This window comes from Gordonia spumicola (assembly GCF_009932475.1).
Classification (GTDB): Bacteria; Actinomycetota; Actinomycetes; order Mycobacteriales; family Mycobacteriaceae; genus Gordonia; species Gordonia spumicola.
The window spans coordinates 818,582-838,103 of sequence record NZ_BJOV01000002.1 but is presented as its reverse complement, the minus strand read 5'-3'; the positions used below and the strand labels follow the sequence as shown (position 1 = coordinate 838,103).

19 protein-coding genes are annotated in these 19,522 nt (G+C 63.7%); 11 read left to right on the top strand and 8 right to left on the bottom strand.

Translation table 11 applies throughout. The annotated features are described in order from the left end of the window. Nucleotides 1-1,032 carry an amidohydrolase family protein gene (locus GYB83_RS06015; RefSeq protein WP_161894603.1) on the bottom strand — a complete coding sequence of 344 codons (1,032 nt, stop codon included), beginning with the start codon at nucleotides 1,030-1,032 and terminating at the stop codon, nucleotides 1-3. A gap of 14 nt (nucleotides 1,033-1,046) precedes the next feature. Continuing rightward, entirely contained in the window at nucleotides 1,047-1,292 is a 246-nt protein-coding gene (locus GYB83_RS06010; RefSeq protein WP_161894606.1) for a hypothetical protein, read from the bottom strand. Nucleotides 1,293-1,559: 267 nt separating this feature from the next. Between GYB83_RS06010 and GYB83_RS06005 the strand changes: the two genes are divergently transcribed. The 6 genes from GYB83_RS06005 (at nucleotide 1,560) to GYB83_RS05980 (ending at nucleotide 7,287) form a co-directional block, all read left to right on the top strand. Continuing rightward, the gene (locus GYB83_RS06005) at nucleotides 1,560-1,832 is read left to right on the top strand and encodes a hypothetical protein (protein ID WP_161894605.1); all 273 of its coding nucleotides are present in this window, start codon (nucleotides 1,560-1,562) and stop codon (nucleotides 1,830-1,832) included. A gap of 144 nt (nucleotides 1,833-1,976) precedes the next feature. Beyond that, nucleotides 1,977-2,744, top strand: a complete 768-nt coding sequence (locus GYB83_RS06000) for a 1-acyl-sn-glycerol-3-phosphate acyltransferase (protein ID WP_161894604.1) — start codon at nucleotides 1,977-1,979, stop codon at nucleotides 2,742-2,744. Between the two features lie 14 nt (nucleotides 2,745-2,758). Further along, nucleotides 2,759-3,790 carry an amidohydrolase family protein gene (locus GYB83_RS05995; protein WP_161894603.1) on the top strand — a complete coding sequence of 344 codons (1,032 nt, stop codon included), beginning with the start codon at nucleotides 2,759-2,761 and terminating at the stop codon, nucleotides 3,788-3,790. A gap of 1 nt (nucleotide 3,791) precedes the next feature. Then, nucleotides 3,792-4,262 carry a MaoC/PaaZ C-terminal domain-containing protein gene (locus tag GYB83_RS05990; protein WP_161894602.1) on the top strand — a complete coding sequence of 157 codons (471 nt, stop codon included), beginning with the start codon at nucleotides 3,792-3,794 and terminating at the stop codon, nucleotides 4,260-4,262. A 107-nt stretch (nucleotides 4,263-4,369) separates the two neighbouring features. Then, nucleotides 4,370-5,674 (top strand): family 1 glycosylhydrolase, encoded by a 1,305-nt coding sequence (locus GYB83_RS05985; RefSeq protein ID WP_161894601.1) that lies wholly within the window; start codon nucleotides 4,370-4,372, stop codon nucleotides 5,672-5,674. Between the two features lie 680 nt (nucleotides 5,675-6,354). Continuing rightward, on the top strand, nucleotides 6,355-7,287 hold the full coding sequence (locus GYB83_RS05980) for an alpha/beta hydrolase family protein (protein WP_161894600.1): 933 nt from the start codon (nucleotides 6,355-6,357) through the stop codon (nucleotides 7,285-7,287). A 58-nt stretch (nucleotides 7,288-7,345) separates the two neighbouring features. Here GYB83_RS05980 and GYB83_RS05975 read toward each other — a convergent pair whose 3' ends face one another. Then, nucleotides 7,346-8,617, bottom strand: coding sequence for an NADH:flavin oxidoreductase (locus tag GYB83_RS05975; RefSeq protein ID WP_161894599.1), 1,272 nt, complete (start codon nucleotides 8,615-8,617; stop codon nucleotides 7,346-7,348). Then, nucleotides 8,614-9,858, bottom strand: a complete 1,245-nt coding sequence (locus GYB83_RS05970) for an NADH:flavin oxidoreductase (RefSeq protein WP_161894598.1) — start codon at nucleotides 9,856-9,858, stop codon at nucleotides 8,614-8,616. Before GYB83_RS05970 ends, GYB83_RS05975 begins: the two co-directional genes overlap by 4 nt. A gap of 102 nt (nucleotides 9,859-9,960) precedes the next feature. Here GYB83_RS05970 and GYB83_RS05965 point away from each other — a divergent pair, with 102 nt between their 5' ends. Both GYB83_RS05965 and GYB83_RS05960 read left to right on the top strand, forming a co-directional pair. Beyond that, a complete protein-coding gene (locus GYB83_RS05965) occupies nucleotides 9,961-10,956 on the top strand; it encodes an AraC family transcriptional regulator (protein WP_161894597.1) in 996 nt (331 codons plus the stop codon). Between the two features lie 43 nt (nucleotides 10,957-10,999). Continuing rightward, nucleotides 11,000-11,314: a family 1 glycosylhydrolase gene (locus GYB83_RS05960; RefSeq protein WP_371865004.1), complete on the top strand. Its 315-nt coding sequence runs from the start codon at nucleotides 11,000-11,002 to the stop codon at nucleotides 11,312-11,314. Nucleotides 11,315-11,494: 180 nt separating this feature from the next. On the opposite strand, the gene GYB83_RS05955 is transcribed toward GYB83_RS05960, so the two are convergent. Genes GYB83_RS05955 through GYB83_RS05940 form a run of 4 tightly spaced genes read right to left on the bottom strand, consistent with a single transcriptional unit; the run spans nucleotide 11,495 to nucleotide 13,466 of the window. Beyond that, a complete protein-coding gene (locus tag GYB83_RS05955; protein ID WP_161894596.1) occupies nucleotides 11,495-11,893 on the bottom strand; it encodes a cupin domain-containing protein in 399 nt (132 codons plus the stop codon). A 40-nt stretch (nucleotides 11,894-11,933) separates the two neighbouring features. After that, complete coding sequence (locus tag GYB83_RS23815) at nucleotides 11,934-12,215, bottom strand: SDR family oxidoreductase (RefSeq protein ID WP_161894595.1); 282 nt, start codon at nucleotides 12,213-12,215, stop codon at nucleotides 11,934-11,936. Further along, nucleotides 12,208-12,675 (bottom strand): SDR family oxidoreductase, encoded by a 468-nt coding sequence (locus GYB83_RS23810; protein ID WP_161894594.1) that lies wholly within the window; start codon nucleotides 12,673-12,675, stop codon nucleotides 12,208-12,210. Before GYB83_RS23810 ends, GYB83_RS23815 begins: the two co-directional genes overlap by 8 nt. After that, the gene (locus GYB83_RS05940; protein ID WP_161894593.1) at nucleotides 12,672-13,466 is read right to left on the bottom strand and encodes an acetoacetate decarboxylase family protein; all 795 of its coding nucleotides are present in this window, start codon (nucleotides 13,464-13,466) and stop codon (nucleotides 12,672-12,674) included. Before GYB83_RS05940 ends, GYB83_RS23810 begins: the two co-directional genes overlap by 4 nt. 194 nt (nucleotides 13,467-13,660) lie before the next feature. Between GYB83_RS05940 and GYB83_RS05935 the strand changes: the two genes are divergently transcribed. The 3 genes from GYB83_RS05935 to GYB83_RS05925 all read left to right on the top strand — a co-directional run bounded on the left by GYB83_RS05935 (nucleotide 13,661) and on the right by GYB83_RS05925 (nucleotide 18,309). Beyond that, nucleotides 13,661-14,917 (top strand): PucR family transcriptional regulator, encoded by a 1,257-nt coding sequence (locus tag GYB83_RS05935; protein WP_161894592.1) that lies wholly within the window; start codon nucleotides 13,661-13,663, stop codon nucleotides 14,915-14,917. 108 nt (nucleotides 14,918-15,025) lie between these two features. Next, nucleotides 15,026-16,369: a flavin monoamine oxidase family protein gene (locus GYB83_RS05930; protein WP_161894591.1), complete on the top strand. Its 1,344-nt coding sequence runs from the start codon at nucleotides 15,026-15,028 to the stop codon at nucleotides 16,367-16,369. A gap of 1,265 nt (nucleotides 16,370-17,634) precedes the next feature. Next, nucleotides 17,635-18,309, top strand: a complete 675-nt coding sequence (locus GYB83_RS05925) for a hypothetical protein (RefSeq protein WP_161894590.1) — start codon at nucleotides 17,635-17,637, stop codon at nucleotides 18,307-18,309. Nucleotides 18,310-19,522: the final 1,213 nt, after the last annotated feature.

Sequence of the window (19,522 nt, the reverse complement as noted above, 5' to 3'; positions counted from 1 at the left end):
TCAGCTCGCCCCGATCAGGCGCGTCACGCTGCGCATGGCGGAGCGCACCACGGTTCCGCGGACTCGGTCGACGAGCGAAGGTCCCGGAATGGGTGCGGCGGTGCCGAATCGGGGGAAGAGCGCGAGGGCGTTGTCCCGGTTGATTCGTCGAATCAGGTCGTCTGACTCGAACGGGTAGGAGTCGAGGCCACCGCAGAAGTACTGCACTGCGGGCTCGGGCGCGAACGGCCAGTCGCTGCCGAACAGCACGTGTCCCGGATCGGCGAAGGCGAGGAGGCTGGGCAGCGCCGCCCGGCTGGCCGACAATGCGGTATCGAAGTAGAAGCCGGAGAAATCGTCGAGCACGTCGAGCGGACTGCGTCCGGACTCGCCCGCGATCGCGACGGCCATTCGGTGCGACGCGTAGGGGACAAAACCGCCCGCATGACTGAGGATGAATCGGATGTGGGGATAGCGCCGACGGATTCCGCTGCTGACCAGCAGATACGCGGCACGAGTCGTGTCGAGGAGGAAGTCGGCCGCGAACGGCGGGATGCCGTCCACGGCCGGAGCCGGCAGATCGGCCGGGTGAATGAAGACGACGGCGGAACGTTCGTCGAGGACCTGGAACAACTCGTCCTGCCCGGGCTCGCCGAGATAGGTGCCGCGCGAGTTCGCCAACAGGACGACACCGTCGGCGTGCAGATGATCGAGAGCGTGTCGCGCCTCCCGTGCGGCCGCCGCGACGTCGGGCAGCGGAAGGGTGGCGAAGTACCCGAAGCGATTCGGATGCTCGGTCGTCAGCCCGGCCGAGAACTCGTTGAGTTCGCGGGCGAGTGCGGCGGCGTCCTGCGCGTCGGCGAGGAACGACGTCCCCGGCGTCGACACCGACAGGATCGCGGCGGCCGTACCGGCACGGTCCATGACACCGAGCGCTGCCTCGGGCGACCAGTCGGGCAACGCCCGGCCACCGGCCTCCGCGATGCCGTGGTCGTCGAGCCGCGCCCGATAGCTGGGCGGGATGAGGTGCTGGTGGACGTCGATACGCTGCATGGAGGTTCCTCGATTCAGCCGATGATGGGACGCCGGCCGCGGGTCTGACGATCCAGTTCGACCTGCATGACGGTGCGGACTCGTTCCGCGTAGTCCTCGGGCCGTTCGTCGGCCTCGGCGCGCATGGCCGGCAGCATCGCCGTGCGGAGTTTCGTCGGCAGCGGCACGTACGGGAGCAGTCCGACCGCCCCGATGTTGACGCCCCACGGAATCGACAGGGTGGTCGGGAGTCGGTTGAGGGCGGAAGCGATCGCGGACAACCGGTGGCGCGGGCGAGTGCGGCGCCGTCGTCGAGCACGAGGACCGACTCGCCCGCCCCGCTTGTCACGACCGGGACGATCGGCACGCCGTTGTCGATGGCGAGACGCGCGAAGGCCGGAGCGGCCGGGCGAACACCACGGTGTTCCGATCGCCCCACGATTTGAAGGCGTCGACGTCGCCGCCGGGGAACACGAGCAGATGGCGACCTTCGGCGAAAGCGGTGGTCGCCGCCTCGTGGCTGGCCTTCCGCGCACACGAACGGCTCGATGAAGCCCGCCGACTCCGAGCTGCCAGGCGATCTGGTGAGTCAGGACGGTGACGGGACGCTCGTCGCCGCTGGCCCGACGCGCGATGGCGAACGCGATGACGTTGAGGTCGAACACGCCGCCGAACCCGTGGTTGGCGACGAACAAGACCGGTTCGTCCGGGACCGGCGCGGGCGGATGGTGGTCTCGTGCCGGTTGTACGCCGCGACGGCGCCTCGACCGCCGCGCGAACGTTCAGTCATGAAAACTCTCCGTCGTCATGTTTCTTTCTGATGAAAACATCATAATAATTGGCTGCACGGTCCAGCGTCTTGTATCTCGTGAACGAAGCGCGCCGTCGTCGACGCCGCGCCTTCGCCTCACAGAGATACAAGGACGACATTGACGTCAGCCAATTATTGATTTTTCATCAGAAACATGACGACGGAGAGTTCATGGACTGACACGTTCGCGCGTGCGGTCGAGGCCGCCGTCGCGGCGTACAACCGGCACGAGACCACCATCGCCGCGCCGGTCCCGGACGAACCGGTCTTGTTCGTCGCCAACCACGGGTTCGGCGGCGTGTTCGACCTCAACGTCATCGCGTTCGCCATCGCGCGTCGGGCCAGCGGCGACGAGCGTCCCGTCACCGTCCTGACTCACCAGATCGCCTGGCAGCTCGGAGTCGGCGGGCTCATCGAGCCGTTCGGTGCGCGGAAGGCCAGCCACGAGGCGGCGACCACCGCTTTCGCCGAAGGTCGCCATCTGCTCGTGTTCCCCGGCGGCGACGTCGACGCCTTCAAATCGTGGGGCGATCGGAACACCGTGGTGTTCGCCGGCCGCTCCGGCTTCGCGCGTCTCGCCATCGACAACGGCGTGCCGATCGTCCCGGTCGTGACAAGCGGGGCGGGCGAGTCGGTCCTCGTGCTCGACGACGGCGCCGCACTCGCCCGCGCCACCGGTGTCCGCGATCGCTTCCGCCTCAACCGACTCCCGACCACCCTGTCGATTCCGTGGGGCGTCAACATCGGGGCGGTCGGACTGCTCCCGTACGTGCCGCTGCCGACGAAACTCCGCACGGCGATGCTGCCGGCCATGCGCGCCGAGGCCGACGAACGGCCCGAGGACTACGCGGAACGAGTCCGCACCGTCATGCAGGTCGAACTGGATCGTCAGACCCGCGGCCGGCGTCCCATCATCGGCTGAATCGAGGAACCTCCATGCAGCGTATCGACGTCCACCAGCACCTCATCCCGCCCAGCTATCGGGCGCGGCTCGACGACCACGGCATCGCGGAGGCCGGTGGCCGGGCGTTGCCCGACTGGTCGCCCGAGGCAGCGCTCGGTGTCATGGACCGTGCCGGTACGGCCGCCGCGATCCTGTCGGTGTCGACGCCGGGGACGTCGTTCCTCGCCGACGCGCAGGACGCCGCCGCACTCGCCCGCGAACTCAACGAGTTCTCGGCCGGGCTGACGACCGAGCATCCGAATCGCTTCGGGTACTTCGCCACCCTTCCGCTGCCCGACGTCGCGGCGGCCGCACGGGAGGCGCGACACGCTCTCGATCATCTGCACGCCGACGGTGTCGTCCTGTTGGCGAACTCGCGCGGCACCTATCTCGGCGAGCCCGGGCAGGACGAGTTGTTCCAGGTCCTCGACGAACGTTCCGCCGTCGTCTTCATTCACCCGGCCGATCTGCCGGCTCCGGCCGTGGACGGCATCCCGCCGTTCGCGGCCGACTTCCTCCTCGACACGACTCGTGCCGCGTATCTGCTGGTCAGCAGCGGAATCCGTCGGCGCTATCCCCACATCCGATTCATCCTCAGTCATGCGGGCGGTTTTGTCCCCTACGCGTCGCACCGAATGGCCGTCGCGATCGCGGGCGAGTCCGGACGCAGTCCGCTCGACGTGCTCGACGATTTCTCCGGCTTCTACTTCGATACCGCATTGTCGGCCAGCCGGGCGGCGCTGCCCAGCCTCCTCGCCTTCGCCGATCCGGGACACGTGCTGTTCGGCAGCGACTGGCCGTTCGCGCCCGAGCCCGCAGTGCAGTACTTCTGCGGTGGCCTCGACTCCTACCCGTTCGAGTCAGACGACCTGATTCGACGAATCAACCGGGACAACGCCCTCGCGCTCTTCCCCCGATTCGGCACCGCCGCACCCATTCCGGGACCTTCGCTCGTCGACCGAGTCCGCGGAACCGTGGTGCGCTCCGCCATGCGCAGCGTGACGCGCCTGATCGGGGCGAGCTGAGTTGTCGATCTCATCCACTGCGATCGCCTTCGCCGACGACCTCCAAGTGGGGAGCACCCACGACCTGGGCACGTACGCCTTCACCGAGGCGGAGATCATCGAGTACGCCACGAAATACGATCCGCTCCCCTTCCACATCGATCCCGTGCGCGCACTGGACTGGCCCTTCGGCGGGCTCATCTCGAGTGGCATCCACACGATGTCCGCCGTGCAGCGCATGCAGGCGGACAACTTCTATTCAACCGTCGCATTGATCGCGGGCAAGTCAATCCGCGACGTGAGTCTTCGCCGCCCGGTACACCCAGGCGACGTCCTGCACGGAACGTTGACGATCGCCGACGTGACGCTCCGTGACGGTCGTGCAGATCTCACGACCGAGGTCGTCGCACGGAATCAATCCGACGACGTCGTCATCTCGATGACGATGGTCTCGGTGATCCGCCGCCGTCCGACGGCCTCGGGCTGGACGTAAGTTCCAAGCGGTCCATTCAACCAGTGATAGAGACACTCCCTAGCCGTCACAACGCCTGCGAGACGTCCGGACGACTTCTCGTCAGACTCCAGAGTCAGGAAGCTGCAATGACCACCCCTCCACGACGCATTCTGTCCTCAGCAGTCGTCGCCATGCTGCTCGGCGGCCTGGCGATGTTGGCGACACCCCCGAGCGACGCCCGAGTGAATGCGCCGCTGCCCGACGACTTCCTGTGGGGCGTATCGGCGTCCGGGTTCCAGACCGAGGGGTCCTCACCCGACAGCAACTGGTCCCGATACGCCGCGTCGACCAAGGTCGAGGACCCGATCGGCACGGCGGTCGACTTCCGCCACCACTATCGCGAGGATGTCGAGCGAGCCCGCTCGATGGGCATGAAGGTGTACCGCGTCAGCATCGAATGGTCGCGGATCGAGCCCTCTCCCGGTCGGATCGACACACGCGAACTGGCCTACTACGACGATCTGCTCGCCGCGATCACCGGTGCGGGCATGCGTCCCATGCTGACCCTCGACCATTGGGTTCTCCCCGGCTGGATCGCCGACCGCGGTGGTTGGGCAGATGCGCGCACCGCAGGATCGTGGTTGCGACATCAGCGCATGGTCGTCGATCGATATGCGCACCTGTCCCCGCTGTGGATCACCGTCAACGAGCCGACCCTCTACATCATGAACGAGGTCAAGTTCGGCGGCATCAGCGTGAAGGACGCCCCGACGATGGCGTCCCGACTGGTCGCCGTGCACCGCGGAATCTACGACTACATCCACCACCGCTCACCGGGCGCGATGGTCTCGTCGACCTCCGCGTACATCCCGGCGGTGCAGACGGCCCTGGACGTGATCTTCCAGGACGGCGTCCGCGACAAGCTCGACTACATAGCGTTCAACTCGTACTACTCCCTGTCCCCCGCCGAACCGGCGATCTGGACCATCACCTCGGACAAGTGGAAGGCCTCGGTCGCCGCGGACGGCATCTACTACGCGTTCCGCGACTACTCCGAACGCTTCCCCGGCAAGCCCCTGTACGTCGTGGAGACCGGCATGCCGACCGAGGGCGGGAAGGTGCGCCCGGACGGCTACAAGCGCGAGGATCACCTCCGTGACCTCGTCTACTGGACGCAGCGCGCCCGCAACGACGGCATCAACGTCATGGGCTTCAACTACTGGAGCCTCACCGACAACTACGAATGGGGCAGCTACACACCGCGATTCGGCCTGTACACCGTGAATGTGAAGACCGATCCATCGCTGACACGACACGCGACCCCCGCCGTCTCGGCCTACCGCGACATCGCCCGCGCGAACGGCGTCGGCCCGACCTACCGGCCCAGCCGGCCGGCTTCCTGGTGTTCCCTCGTCCAAGGCGTCCGCAGCTGTGTCGACCCGGTGCGCTGACACCGGCGCACTGCTACGTCACCACTGGCTCAGCAGGTTAGTTATGCTCCGCAGCGCCTCAACGGACCTAACCATAATTAATACGCCGAGTTAATTATGGCCCAATGCCGACGTGACGCTCCGTGACGGTCGTGCAGATCTCACGACCGAGGTCCTCCCGCGGAATCAATCCGACGAGGTCGTCATCTCGATGACGATGGTCTGGGTGATCCGCCGCCGCCCGAGTGCCGATTAGGGCGTGCTGCGCAACTCTTCCCCCGCCGACTCGCCGCCCCAGCCTCTTGACTTGTGATGTACGGCACTTTTACTGTAGCGATCATTCCAGAAATTGGTTGGGGGATGTGCGATGACTTACATGATTCGCATACTGGTGACGACCGTGATTGTTGCGGTGACGAGTGTGCTGGCAGTGCCATCTCCCAACGCATTGCCCGCCCTCCCACATCCCGCCGATGGCTTTGCGACCGCACTGCCCACCGGGCCACATCAAGTGGGCGTCGACGTCCGACGACACTCAGTCGCTGGCGGCGACATCAAGGTGACAACCTGGTATCCCGCTGTGCACGCGAAGGGCGCGAAACCCTACCGGACCGAAGGTGGAGTTCGCGGTGTGGCGGTACAGAACGCCGCGCCGGAGCGTGGCGACGGTCCGTATCCTCTGATCGTCTTCTCAGCTGAGTTTGGGCGCACCGGGGGACGGATACTACTTCTACACCCAGAATCTCGCCAGTCACGGCTACGTGGCCATCGGCATCGACCATCTTGATTCGAAGCCGACGACCACCCTCGGATTCTGGAAACGCAACAACCCCGTCGAGACTACAGTCCGGGCGCTCGGGGATCTGTCGGCCATGAATCCGAGCGACTCCGTCTTCGCCATCATGGGGGACTGGTTCAAGAAGACGCAGTTCGGCATGACATACCGTCCAGCGGAGATAACTCGTGGGCTCGACGTCACCCTCGCGCGCAACCACGCTTCGGGAGACCGTCTGCAGGGCATGATCGACCCTGAGCGGATCGGGATGAGCGGCCACTCGCTCGGTGCCGCATACACGCTGTTGTACGGCGGGCAGGCGATGAATTGCGACTATCCGATGACCGCCGCCGACCGAAACCTCAACGGGTACATCACCGACATCGATCCGTGCGCGATGCCGTCCAGGTCACGCTCGACTGATCCCCATCTGTTCCGCGACAAGCGGATCAAGGCGATCCTCCCACTTGCCTCCCCGATTTTCATCAACGACCGCCAGATCGTCAGGGCAGCGCACGACATAGATGTTCCGCTGATGTTCCTCACCGGAGAGGACCCGTACCTGGAGTCGTCGAGGAAGCAGCAGTGGCAGACGTTTGAGGGCGCCTCGGGACCGAAGTACTTTGTGGAGATCACGAACACCAACCACTTCATGGTGACCGACATGCTGACCGCGAACCCGACCGCAGCCGCGGCGATGAACCTCGTGGGTTACACCGCATTCGCGCCGATGGCGAACGTCTACATGCGCTACTCGTCGGCATTCTTCGACCGCTACCTTAAGGACGACGTCGCCAAAGGCCCTGTCCTGCACCGAGCAGGCCCTGGCCCGGTGTCGGCTCTTCACTACGACGACTGAGCGTCTCCGGGGGATACCCGATACGGGCCGCCTACCCCGCGACGTCCAGCGCCCTCGGTCAGTCCGGCGTCGCGGTCGGCTCGCCCGCGTCCTGTCGGATCATCACGTCCCGGAGAGTTCGGATGTCTGGGCTGCCGCAGTCGATCCGCGTGGTGCTGAACGACGCGATGCACAGATTGCAGTAGCCACAGACCGGCCGGTGCTCGTTGGGCGTCGACACCACGTTGCGATATAGGAACGGGTCGGCGATGAACGCCCTCGCTGCTGAGACTGCATCGACCATTCCACTGCCGACGGCGTGCCCGATGCCCTCCTTGCTGTGGAATCCACCGACGCAGATCACCGGAATCGTCAGGGCCTCAGCCACTTCGGCCGCATGGCCCAGATTGAACCCCTCCACGGGCGGTCGGAGGCGCCCGGCAACTCTTTCGACGACCGGCGACGCGGCGAAGATCATCGACTTGCGGAGCCGCGAACTCGAAGCCAGCGGCCCACGGGTCACAGAGTTGACCAGGAACCCGCGGTAGTTGCCCTGGACCATGCCGGGCCAGGACTCGTAGTGGCCACGCGAGATCTCGATAGCGTCGGCACCGTCGTCCTGCAGCCAGCGCGCGACCTGGAGGAGTTCGCCAGTGTCCGCGGCTCGTCGCAGCGGCAGATCGTCGGTGCCGTTGAGCTTCACCAGAATCGGGTACGAGTCGCCCACGCTGGCCCGCACCGCGCCGAGCACCTCGAGAAGCAGGCGTGCCCGATTGTCCAGGGGCCCGCCGTAGTCGTCATTCCGCCTGTTGGTGTGCGGGGTCAGGAACTGGCTGAGGAGATAACCGTGTGCGGCGTGGATCTGAACGCCGTCCATGCCGGCTTCGACCGCTCGCCGCGCCGCCTCAGCGAACGACTGCACCACCGCTGGGATCTCGTCGCGGCGAAGCGGGACTGGTTTGCTGCCGTACAGCGGTTCGCGAATGTTCGAGGCGGAGACGATCCGCTCCCCGGGCAGCGCCTTGGCGATCTGTCTTCCGCCGTGATTGAGCTGGGCGATCAGTTTTGTTCGGCCCGAGTGGGCGAGTTCGGCCCACTGTGCGAGACCCGCGATCTTGTCATCGTCGTCGATTCCGGCCTGCCGCCCCGCTGACTTCCCCTGCCGAGAGACGAAGAGACTACCGGTGACGATGAGCGGAGTGCCTGCGGTAATCATCGGGCGGTAGAAATCAAGCAGGTCGTTGGTGACGAAGCCGTCGTCACTTGCGCGGGTCTCACTGGTCGCGGACTTGTAAAGCCGCCCGTCTACGACCATCTGGCCGATCTGGAGAGGAGTTGCCGGAGTGATCATCGAATATCCAGCCCCGCCGCCTCGCGTCGCTGGAGGACGGTGGGGTCGTAACACGCGACTGGCAGTCCTCCCGCTACACCGATGCACTTGTTGCACAGCGTGCAGGTGATGTTGGCGGCCGGATCGTCCAGTTCGCGGTAGAGGTAGGGGTTGGCGATGAGGCCGCGTGCACTCGACACCGCACTCGTCTTGCCCGAACTGATCGCTTCGTTCATCGCCACGGGGTCGCGGAAGCCGCCGACGGTGATCACCGGAATGTCGAGGGCACGGCTGAACTCCTGGGCCTGCGGCAGGTTGTACCCCTCGGCCGGCCGGAACGCCCGCTCGTAGCCGAACTCGGCGAGTGGACCCAGCGCTCGAAGCACCGCCCGACGCTTGGGCGAGGCCTCCCGCATCGCGCCGTCGTCCAGTTGAGCCTTGACGTACCCTTTGAAGTGGCCCGATGTGGTGCTCGGAAACGACGAGAAATGGCCGCGTGTCACTTCGACGGCGTCGATCCCTTCATCCTGCAGTCGCAACGCCAACTCGATCTGATCGGCGAGTTTCACCCCTCCCCACGGGATGGTGTCGGTTCCGTTGATCTTGATGATGACCGGGAAGTCGGGGCCGACGCGATCACGGACGGCGCGGTACACCTCAAGCGGCAACTGCATGCGAGCTCGTGCGGAGCCGCCGTAGGCGTCGTGTCGACGGTTCGATTCGGGGCTGAGGAACTGGCTGAGGAAATACCCGTGCGCCATCTGGATCTGGACGCCGTCCAGTCCGGCCTCCTGCGCGCGGCCGGCCGCAGCAGCGTACGTCTCCAGGAGGGCCGGAACCTCGTCCAGGCGCAGTGGGCGGGGCTTGGTGCCTTGCGCCTTCTCACGGCGATTAGAAGCCGAAATCGCCTCAGGAACGCCCTCGGCCGGCTTGGTCATCTGACGGCCGCCGTGATTGAGCTGCGCGAACAATGCGCTCCCGCCGGAATGCGCGAGATCGGCCCACTCACGCAGTCCTGGGATCATCTCATCGGAATGGATTCCGCCCTGCCGATATGCCGACTTGCCTTGCCACGACACGAAGAGGTTGCCGGTGACGATCAGTGGCGTCCCCGCTTCGACCATCGGGCGGTAGAAGTCGAGCAGTTCGTCGGTAACGGCACCGTCGACGGTCGCACGGGTCTCGTGAGTCGCCGACTTGAAGAGGCGTCCCGGTACTTCGAGGCCGCCGATGCGCAAAGGGGTGCGCAATGCGTCATGCATGTTCGTTTCCTGACTACTGGCTGTGGACTGTCGGTCCGATACAACCAGCGAGAAGCCAGCAAAGCTTGACATTAGGCGACAAGTTGGGGAGCGTCGGAGGCCGTGGAGACAAGCGTGCGGCCGGGCAGCCTGCGAGGCTGGACTGAGCTGGTGACGCAGTTGGGCGGCGAACCGTCTGCGCTGCTCGAGGACGCCGGGCTGCCACCTGACGCCTTGGTCGACGAGGACGCGCTGATCTCAGCACGTGCCGCGATGCATCTCCTTGAGCGCGCAGCCGGAGACCTCGAGTGCCCGGACTTCGCACTGCAACTCTCGCACTACCAAGACATCGATGCCTTCGGCCCGCTCACCGCCGCACTGCGCAATGCACCGACTGTCCGAAGCATTTTGGATCTGGCGAGTCAGTGGCTGTTCATTCACAGTCCTGCCGTCACTTTGTCGGTCGAGGAGGCCGACGGCAGCGCCGCGATCCTCTTCGATCTCGTGCTCGATCCCCTGCCGCCTGTGAGACAGACGATCGATCTGGTTCTGGCCACCTGTCACAGACTGTTCGCGATCGTGCTCGGCGGAGTCTATCGGCCCGTGTCAGTGTGGGTTCCGCACACTCCGTCGGCACCGTTGACCAGGTATATCCAGTTCTTCGCTGCCACCGTCCACCCAGAAAGTCGGCGGGCTCAGATCGTAGTCCCGGCATGGTTTCTCGATGCACGCATTCCTGACGCAGACGACGACATCCGCGCCAATGCGCTCACCTACATCGAGTCGAGGTTTCCACTTCCCGACGCGACCCTTACCGAGCGCGTGCGCCACCGGGTCTTCCGGACGCTTGGCACGGAGGACGCCGACTACGGTGCTGTCGCGAAGTCGCTGTCACTACACCCCAGAACCATGCAGCGTCACCTCGGCCGAGAAGGAACATCCTTCGCAGGAATCAAAGACGACGTCATGCGAAACACCGCGCACCGATACCTGATCGAGTCGACGATGCCCGCCAGTCAGCTCGCGCAGACTCTCGGATTCTCTGAGCTGTCGGCGTTCACTAGGGCGTGCACGAGGTGGTTCGGAGCCTCACCGACCGCCGTGCGCAACAGGTACTGAGCGCCTACGGGCGACACGGCAACACGCGCCCAGACGGATACAAGTGGGAAGATCACCTCCGCGAGACCTCGTCTACCGGGCGCAGCGTGCCCGCAACGACGGAATCAACGTCATGGGATTCAACTACTGGAGCCTCACCGACAACTACGAATGGGGCAGTTACACGCCGCGATTCGGTCTCTACACAGTGAACGTGCAGACCGATCCGTCGCTGACACGCCACGCGACCCCCGCCGTCGCGGCCTACCGCGACATCGCCCGCGCGAACGGCGTCGGCCCCAGGTACAGACCAAGCCGACCGGCTTCCTGGTGCTCCCTCGTGCAAGGCGCCCGCAGCTCTGTCGACCCGGTGCGCTGACACCGGATCGACGTCACGCCTTCGCGGCAGTCCGTTCGCTCCGGGGCCCCACGGCGCACCACGGCACTGTGCTCGATTTCGCGGAGATCTCCCCGATTCGACACCATTCGTCGATCTCAAGTGAGACCCACCTCGATGCATTTCCCTGCGTCAAGTCGAGGTGAATGAGCGCACTGCCGATCAGTCGTCGACACCGACCGAATCTGCACCGGTTTGGTTCCCGTCCGCAACTTTCGAGAACGGACCGCACGTAGTGAACACTTCACGGATCTGAGTCTTCGCCGAGATCAACACAGTCTGTCCCGGGACGAAATGAGCGATGTCTCCCCCGCCGATGTCGGTCGTGACACCGTCGACGGTGAGGCTGAGTTCTCCCGAGAGAATGTGCATCGAGGAATAGTTGCGGACCTCTTCGGTGACATCACATGGGCCGTACATCAGGAGTCCGCTACGCATTCCGGAATTCTCGACGAACAACTGCATCCGAGGCTCCGTAGGGTCTCCGTCCTCCTCGGATGCAATCGGACGCGACTCGAGCTCGGCGAAGCTGACCTCACCGACGATGACGGGGCTAGACATGTTTCTGGATCCTTTCATTGATTACAAGTTTCGATTCAGGTCAACCGACGAGGAGGGCTCCGCCGTCGAGAACGAAGGTCTGGCCGTGGAACATCTGCGCTTCCGGTGAAGCGAGAAACTCGACGACCCCGACGACATCGTCGAGATCGACCGCACGTCCAGAGGGACTGAGTCGATTCGCAGCTTCCAGTCGTGCGTCTGCCTCTCGCCCGAATATCTCGCGGAATCCCTCCGTGTCGAGCGCGGTCGGCGACAGCGCGTTCACGCGAACTCCGATCGGCGCGAGATCGACAGCGAGGTAGCGTACGAGCGCTTCAGCCATCGCCTTGGTCGCCCCCCACTGTGACGTAGTCACGCAGTGCAACTCGGGCTCCGCGACTGGAGAGGTACACGATCGAGCTGCCTCGCCCCAGCAGGTCGGCGACGGCCTGGACAACGTAGACGAGCGACAACGCATTGACCTCGACTGCATGCCGAAGCTGATCCGGCGTCGAGGTCAAGGAATCAACCGGATACCCGGCCACAGCACAATGGACCACGAGGTCGATGCGGTCGGAACGTTCTCGCACCGCGTCGGCGACGTTGTTCGCGCCCTCCGGTGACGCGATGTCGCCTGGCACGAGCACGACCGTCGCGCCCAGTTCCTCCGCCGTTGCACGGACCTCCGACACTGCACTGTCGACCTCGCGATTGTTCAAGAAGATGACGTTCCCCGGACGCGACATCCCGAGGACTACAGCCTTTCCAACACCGCGGCTTCCGCCGATCACGAGAATGTTCATCGCACGTCCGCGCTTCGCTCCCGCATCGGTGAACGACCGACATTGATCTTATCGAACGAACGCCCGAGGTGGAATGGGAGATACTCGTCCCCCTTCCCAGGAATCGTCTCGCGGAGAACGGTCTCAAGGGTCGACTTCCCCGTGTAGTGCCTCGCGAGACCCGTCGACAGCACCGGAATCTCGTCCAGCGGATCGAACGGCGTACCGGTCAGTACGAGTTCGCCTTCGCCCTCGCGGTATGCACCCAGTTCACGTTCGATTCGGTCGATCGAGATCCACGGATCGCCGGCCGCACCCGCGTTGTGAGTGAGCGGGAGCCCCACCTCGATTGAGTTGGACACAACAGCGCGGGGGCCGAGTTCCTCTCCGAAACGCGCCTCGATCTGGATGCCCCGAACGCCGTTTCGTGCGCCGTACCCGTACATGTCGTCCGCGTCCCGGTAGAGGCGGCATTCACCCGTCTTCTTCGGTTCGCCCCAGAGGTCCCGGCCGATCGTCACAGGCATGTCCCCCGAAATGAACAAGGTGAGGTAATACGAACCGACGAACTCTCTCCATCGGACGTTGAGCATCACCGCCGCCGACTCGAACTCACCTGAAAGCCCGCATTGCCACTGCGCGACCGAAGCGATACCGCTCGACCCCACCGGCTCCAGGTCCGGCGGAAGCACCGAGCGTACGAATTCCGGCGTCGTTTCGAACTCGACCGAGACACCCTCGACCGTGAACGCTGCTTTCTGGAAACTCGATTGGAACTCCTGCACCTCCCTCGAGGACATCACATAACTCATAGCCGCTCCGTTCGTATTCGATTGATTCTTCCCGCCGCCCCGTCTAGACCCGGCGACGAGATGTGCGTCGCACACTGCGTCGGTGCTGTGCTTGGAACCAGTCTGAAACGCCGTTCCGATATTCGGCTTCCGAGATCGGACAGATCCATGACGAATCCCGTCGCCTTCCGGCAGCTGAGTGATAGCTTCGGGCGATGACCGAGGGACTCGTCGCCGCCACCAGCTATTTCGCCGATCGAATGTCGGCCGAACGGGCGGCCGTCCGATCGTGCATGCATCGACGGGTGACAGACGAAGTCCCCGGCTACTTCTCCCGCGGCTGGCGAGATCGCCTCCACGGGGCAGCCGTCACCTCTACCGGACACGACGCGCTCGAGCTGATCGCCCAGACAGTGTCCGACGTGATCCGGACAGGCCAAGGCGCGAGCACTCCACCAGCCCGCGTGTTCGAGGAAGTGCCGTACGCCGCCCGCGCGGGCATACCGTGGGGACTCTGCGAGGACGCGTACCGCGCATGCATGACCGGCATGTGGGACTGGATCATCCTCGAGGTCCAACAGCTGCCGTACCCGAAGTCGACCCAACTGGCGGTGGTCGACAAGGTCACCCACATCGTGTTCCGGTGGTTCGACGCCGCGATTCGGCGCGCCCGCGAGGAGTTCCTCGCCGAGCGCGCCAAGCTCGGCAGATCCGCGGCCCGACGACGAGCCGAGCTACTCCGCGATCTCGCAGCCGGCCGCAGCGTTTCCGAAGTCGAGCTCGGATATCCACTGCACCGATGGCACCGGATGTTCATCCTCTGGCGGCCGGGTGGAGCGCTCGACGGAGACAGATTGCGAAGCCGGTTCGGCGCGAACACCAGCCTCGCCGCCGAGGCCGATGACGGGTCCCTGTGGATTGTGATCGGAACGATGGACAGATCGCCTGCTGCCGACATCGTCGCCCTGCTCGATCTGGAAGCGACGGTGCGGGTGGCCGCGAGCTCTGTCCACCACGGCGTTTCAGGACTGGTCGACGCCTTCCACGAAGCATCCGCGACATACTCGCTGGCACTCCGGAAGCTCGACGGTCGCCCCCGCCAAGTGACCGCATTCGACGAAGTCGACGTCGAGACGCTCCTCGCCTGGGACATGGCGGATGCGGCCAGAACTGCCGGCGCCGAACTCGGCGTGCTCGCTGACGCCGGACCGAAAGCCGAGCGACTGCGGGCGACGCTGGAGTCGTACTTGTCGTCCGGATGCAACGCAGCCGCGACAGCCAAGGCGCTGCATATGAGCGAGAGGGCGGTCCGACACCGTCTCCAGGCGATCGAAGCGTCGCGGACGGTCCCCATTCCTTCACGCATCGCACAGCTCAGCATCGCGCTCCGCGTTCATCGGGCCCTCGAGTGGCGAGAGAAGCGGAGTGCCGAGCGCACGATGCCAGTCCCCATACCGGCCGACGTCGAGTAGGCCGTCCGCAGGAGGACACGGAGTCGACTGCCGAGATCTGGCAAATTGATGAAGAATGCGTCCGATCTCGGCCGGAATGACGCGGCGCCAGATCGTTAGCTTCGTTGTATGAACGAGAATGACTCAGATCACATCCAAGCGCGGGTAGCCGTGGTCGGCGGCGGGCTCGCCGGCTGCACCGCGGCCCTCCGTCTCGTCGAGCAAGGCTTCTCAGACGTCGTGGTGCTCGAAGCCGCCGATTCGCCGGGCGGCCGCGTCGGGACCATGTCGATCGTCGGCCAGAACCTCGACAGCGGTGCGCAGTTCATCGGACCGGAACAGACCGAGCTCCTCGCCATCGCTGCGCAGCTCGGGCTGTCCGAAGTCCCGATGTACACCGACGGACAGGACATCGTGCGCCACGTACCGGGCTCGAATCACCCGGAACTCGAGTACTTCGTCACGGCGATCGACGAGGTCGCCGCATCTCTGGATCTCGCCGCACCGTGGGCACATCCGGATGCAGTCCACCTCGAGACGTCGTCGGTCGACGCATGGGCTCACACTCTCGGCGTGACCGACCGTGACGCACTCGCGTACATCGCCTCCATCGTCGAGTCCTTCGTAGGGGCACAGAGCGGTGACGTCTCGGTCCTCTGGTTCGCGACGTTCGTCGCGGGCGCGGGCGGTTGGGAGCAGGCCACCAAAGAGACGCTGTCCAGCAGGATCGACGGCGGAGCGGGACAGATCATCGACCGCCTCGCGGAACGCCTCGGCGATCGAGTCTTGGTGAACAGCCCGGTCACCGCGGTGGTGCAGGGCGAGTCCTCCGTGACCCTGACGGCGGGCGGCGTGAGGGTGACCGCCGATCGAGTGGTCCTCGCGTGCTCTCCGAATGAGCTCTGCCGGATGACGTTCACCCCGCAGCTGCCAGCGCAGAGGAACGAGTTGAATTCGAACTGGTCATTCGGCGGAGGCGTCAAGTTCGCCGTCGCCTACGAGCGTCCCTTCTGGCGGGACTCCGAGCTCAGCGGAACCATCATGCCGGGACCGACCACTCCGGTGTCGAGGATCTGGGACAACTCGCCGACAGACGGATCTCCCGTCGGCATCCTCGTCGGCCTCGCCAGCAGACGTCACGTCCAGTCGATGCTCCCCCCGACCGAGGAAGCCCGGCGCACCCTCATCGAGGAGTACATCGCGACCTCCCTCGGGATAGACGTGCCTCCCCCGATCGGGTACGTCGAGAGCATCTGGGCCGACAAACAGTGGATCTCGGGCTGCACCACGGCGAATCGACCGGGCACGATGCTCACCTGCTGGCCGACGATCCGGGAACCGATCGGCCGACTCCATTTCGCAGGAACGGAAACGTCGGAGCATTTCACCGGATACATGGAGGGAGCAGTCCGATCAGGGTCGCGCGCGGCACGGGAGGTCGGCGCATTGCTGAGACACAACCCCACCGTCTGATCGAGACCATCCACGTATAGGTCAGATCGATCTCGCGCGCCAGCTACGTGCCGATGTTGCTGTTGTTCTGAATGGACTTCTCTAGCTCGACGGAGACAAAGGTGCCCGGCCCCGTACTCGGCGTCGGGCACTCTCTGCCGCTTACAGGGAATAGATCGCCGGATCTTTCGGAGCTAATTCGCGGGCACGGGACATGTCGCCACAGCAACGCCGCGCTTGGCCTCGGTCGACTTGTACGGTTCCTGAGCAGCATCGTAGGCTGCTGCGTTACCAACGACTCCAGAGGACTCACCGTCGATTCGGATACGGCACGTAGCGACAGCGGATCGTCCTTTGGCTGTGATCGTGATCGCCGGGGACTGGCCCCCATCCAATGTGTACTGCGCGGACGTCCAACCGATAAATCCGTGTTGCGAGTCAATCGCGGCCCCCGACTTTGTGGTCATCCTAACGCGGTTTTCGCCGGTGGACGTCGGAGGAAGAGTCTCGGACATTGATCCGCTATCAGTCGCGAACTCAACGGTCACCGAATCAGCACCGACCACCTCGGCTTGGTACTCGACTACTTTCGGCGCGACAGATGGCATTGACTCTGTGTCGCCACTGGACACCACGTCGGTGTCCGCAGATCCGCAGCCAGCGAGGACGATGCATGCTGCAGCAATGAGGTACGATCCTTTCGAAATTTTCACTACGCCTGTCAACCTTCCACATAATTCCGGTCAATACCAGTATTCCTCGAGAGACTCATCAAGGCTTGAATCGTAATCCCCCTGCTGGACCCGACGGCTGGCCTGCGAGAACAAACCGGGATTCCTCGCGCGAGCACGTTATGGGCCCTAACGGATTGTTTATCGTGTCTGAAACCGTCCGTTCGCAGGACCAACCCTCAATCGACCACTTCTCGACTTCTCCGGAAACGGTCGCCTGAGTCTGAAAGGTGACCTTGGCTATGGGCTTGGCTTCGTCGCACGTGACCCCGACGCGGCCGGTGACGTAGGTCGTTATGAGCCTAGTGCGTTGAGTAAGTCGCGATGCAGCCATGAGTCGAACCTTCCGAACACGCCTGACGGTGAGGTTGTCGCGAACCTACACCAGAAGCGTCTCGGTGAACAACCAAGTGAGAAAGTCGTCCACGACGGGCATCTTCGTGAGACTCTCCCCCAGATTCAACTGTTCGAACCCTGTTGAATGAGCTACCGATATGGTATTCACCTATAGGTGATACCACCATATCGTATACCTGGAAAACTGGCGAGATTTCAATGAGTCAGCAACTTCCCAACCCGCGCAACGGGCAGTACTCTACTCAGCAAAATTATGGTCCTCCACACTATCCGCAGCAGCCGAACCCGAGACAACGAAGGAGTCAGACTCCATTTACAATCGGGATTGTTTGCGCCTTGGTTCTAGCCTTGGCGACAGTGCTCGTTATTGGCAACAAGCAAGGCATCAGAGAACTGATCGACTCCAAGGATCGTTCCAGTCCTGGTCAGGAGTCTGTGTACCAACAGTGGTTAGATGTATCGCGCAACTGTTACGACAACTGCCCCCAGATTGATGGAGGGGCGGATCGCGAATATGCCGATCGGCTGAACTCGATTTACTCCAACTACGACCTGCATGCGGCGTACAACTACCCGCCCGCCAACGGAAAAATTCGACCAAATGGGCTTGTCACTGTTTGCTACTCGATCAATCCTCAGGATTCAACAGAAACTGCGAGTGCAAATATTACGAAGGAGAAAGCGGACCGTGCGCATACGTACGCCCAACTCCCGAACAATAATCCATACAAGCTCAAGGAACTTCCTTCGGAACTCGCTACCAAGGTAGGAGGAGAAGTTATCGATGCTGTTGTTGATGTCTACTGTCCAGAATTTCACAATGATGATCCGAAGCTTGGCGGATGGGCGTACCTGAGCGATATTGGTCGCTAGTTTCCATCCTCGAACTTGCGGTCGTTCACTCCCAGAATACTTCGCCCGACCCTGGTTCAGGGCCGGGCGAATTCGTGTTGACTGGGCTCAGGACGCAGGCAGAAGTGGGTGCCGCAGTGATTGTCGGATGCGCCGCGCAGGGAACTCGTAGCCGACCTGCCAGTAAGCACCCGGGTCATCCGAGGACAGGTAGCTACCTCAACTTCAGGCGAGGTTTCACCTTCACGCAGCGGGCAAGTTCGCCCCTGCTGGTGACGTATCCAGGAGCGGACCTCTCGGGCGTTCGTCTAGCCCAATCGACTGATCTGCCCGATGGCTGCCGGGCGAGCCCTCGGGAGACTCGTGCCTCCCGCTAGCGCTTAGTGCATCTAGTCAATCGGCGCGGGTGGCCCGCGTGTTTCGATTGGCAATACATGAGGCGTCACACCTCTGCGCTCTCCGTGTCCCGGTCGGCGTGTAAGCGCTCCGACCAGCGACGTAGGTGGTCGGTGAACGCGGCCACGGCAAGACCGCGACATCCCTCCAGCTCGAAGGATCAGCATCGTGCGGCGTGCTGTTGGGCAGAATGGAGTTGGCGTAGGACCGTGGTTGCGAAGAGAGTGTTGCAACGTCCAGGAAACGCGCCGACTGACTGCCGAGGAGCAGGGCCCGGAGCCAAGTCCAACGCTAGTCCAAGCGAGCCGATAGCGAGAAGAAGCCCAGGAACTACTTCACTGCGATATAGGATCCCAACCGACGCCCAACCGTCATGCACACCAGTGCCATCGAGGCCTGACCGGCAGCAGGTCAAACGCACCAATCCATCGAACAGCCCCTACCCGCAGGTTGGGGCATTGAGGTGTCAGCGTCCTGGCGAGAGACGCGGCCGACATCTGGCAGCGCGGCACTATGACGATACAGGGCTGTCGACATAGCGTATGCACCGCGCAGTCACGATAAATCGACCATCTTCGATAGAGGCCCCACCGCACGTAGATCCGCCGTCTGTGCGAGCAGGGCACTCCCTATGTACATGTGCTGTTCTCCGCTCGATCTCCCGAACCAATTGCCCGCCGTACGGACGAACACTCATCCCCGCCAGACCTCCGACGCGTCGGTACAGCACCGACCATGTCCAGCTCTGCGAAGCAAACTACTGACACCGGGGCCGAACGTCTGGACATCCCAGCGGAATATCTCCTATGCGAACTGACATACGTCTGGAATCTCAAAC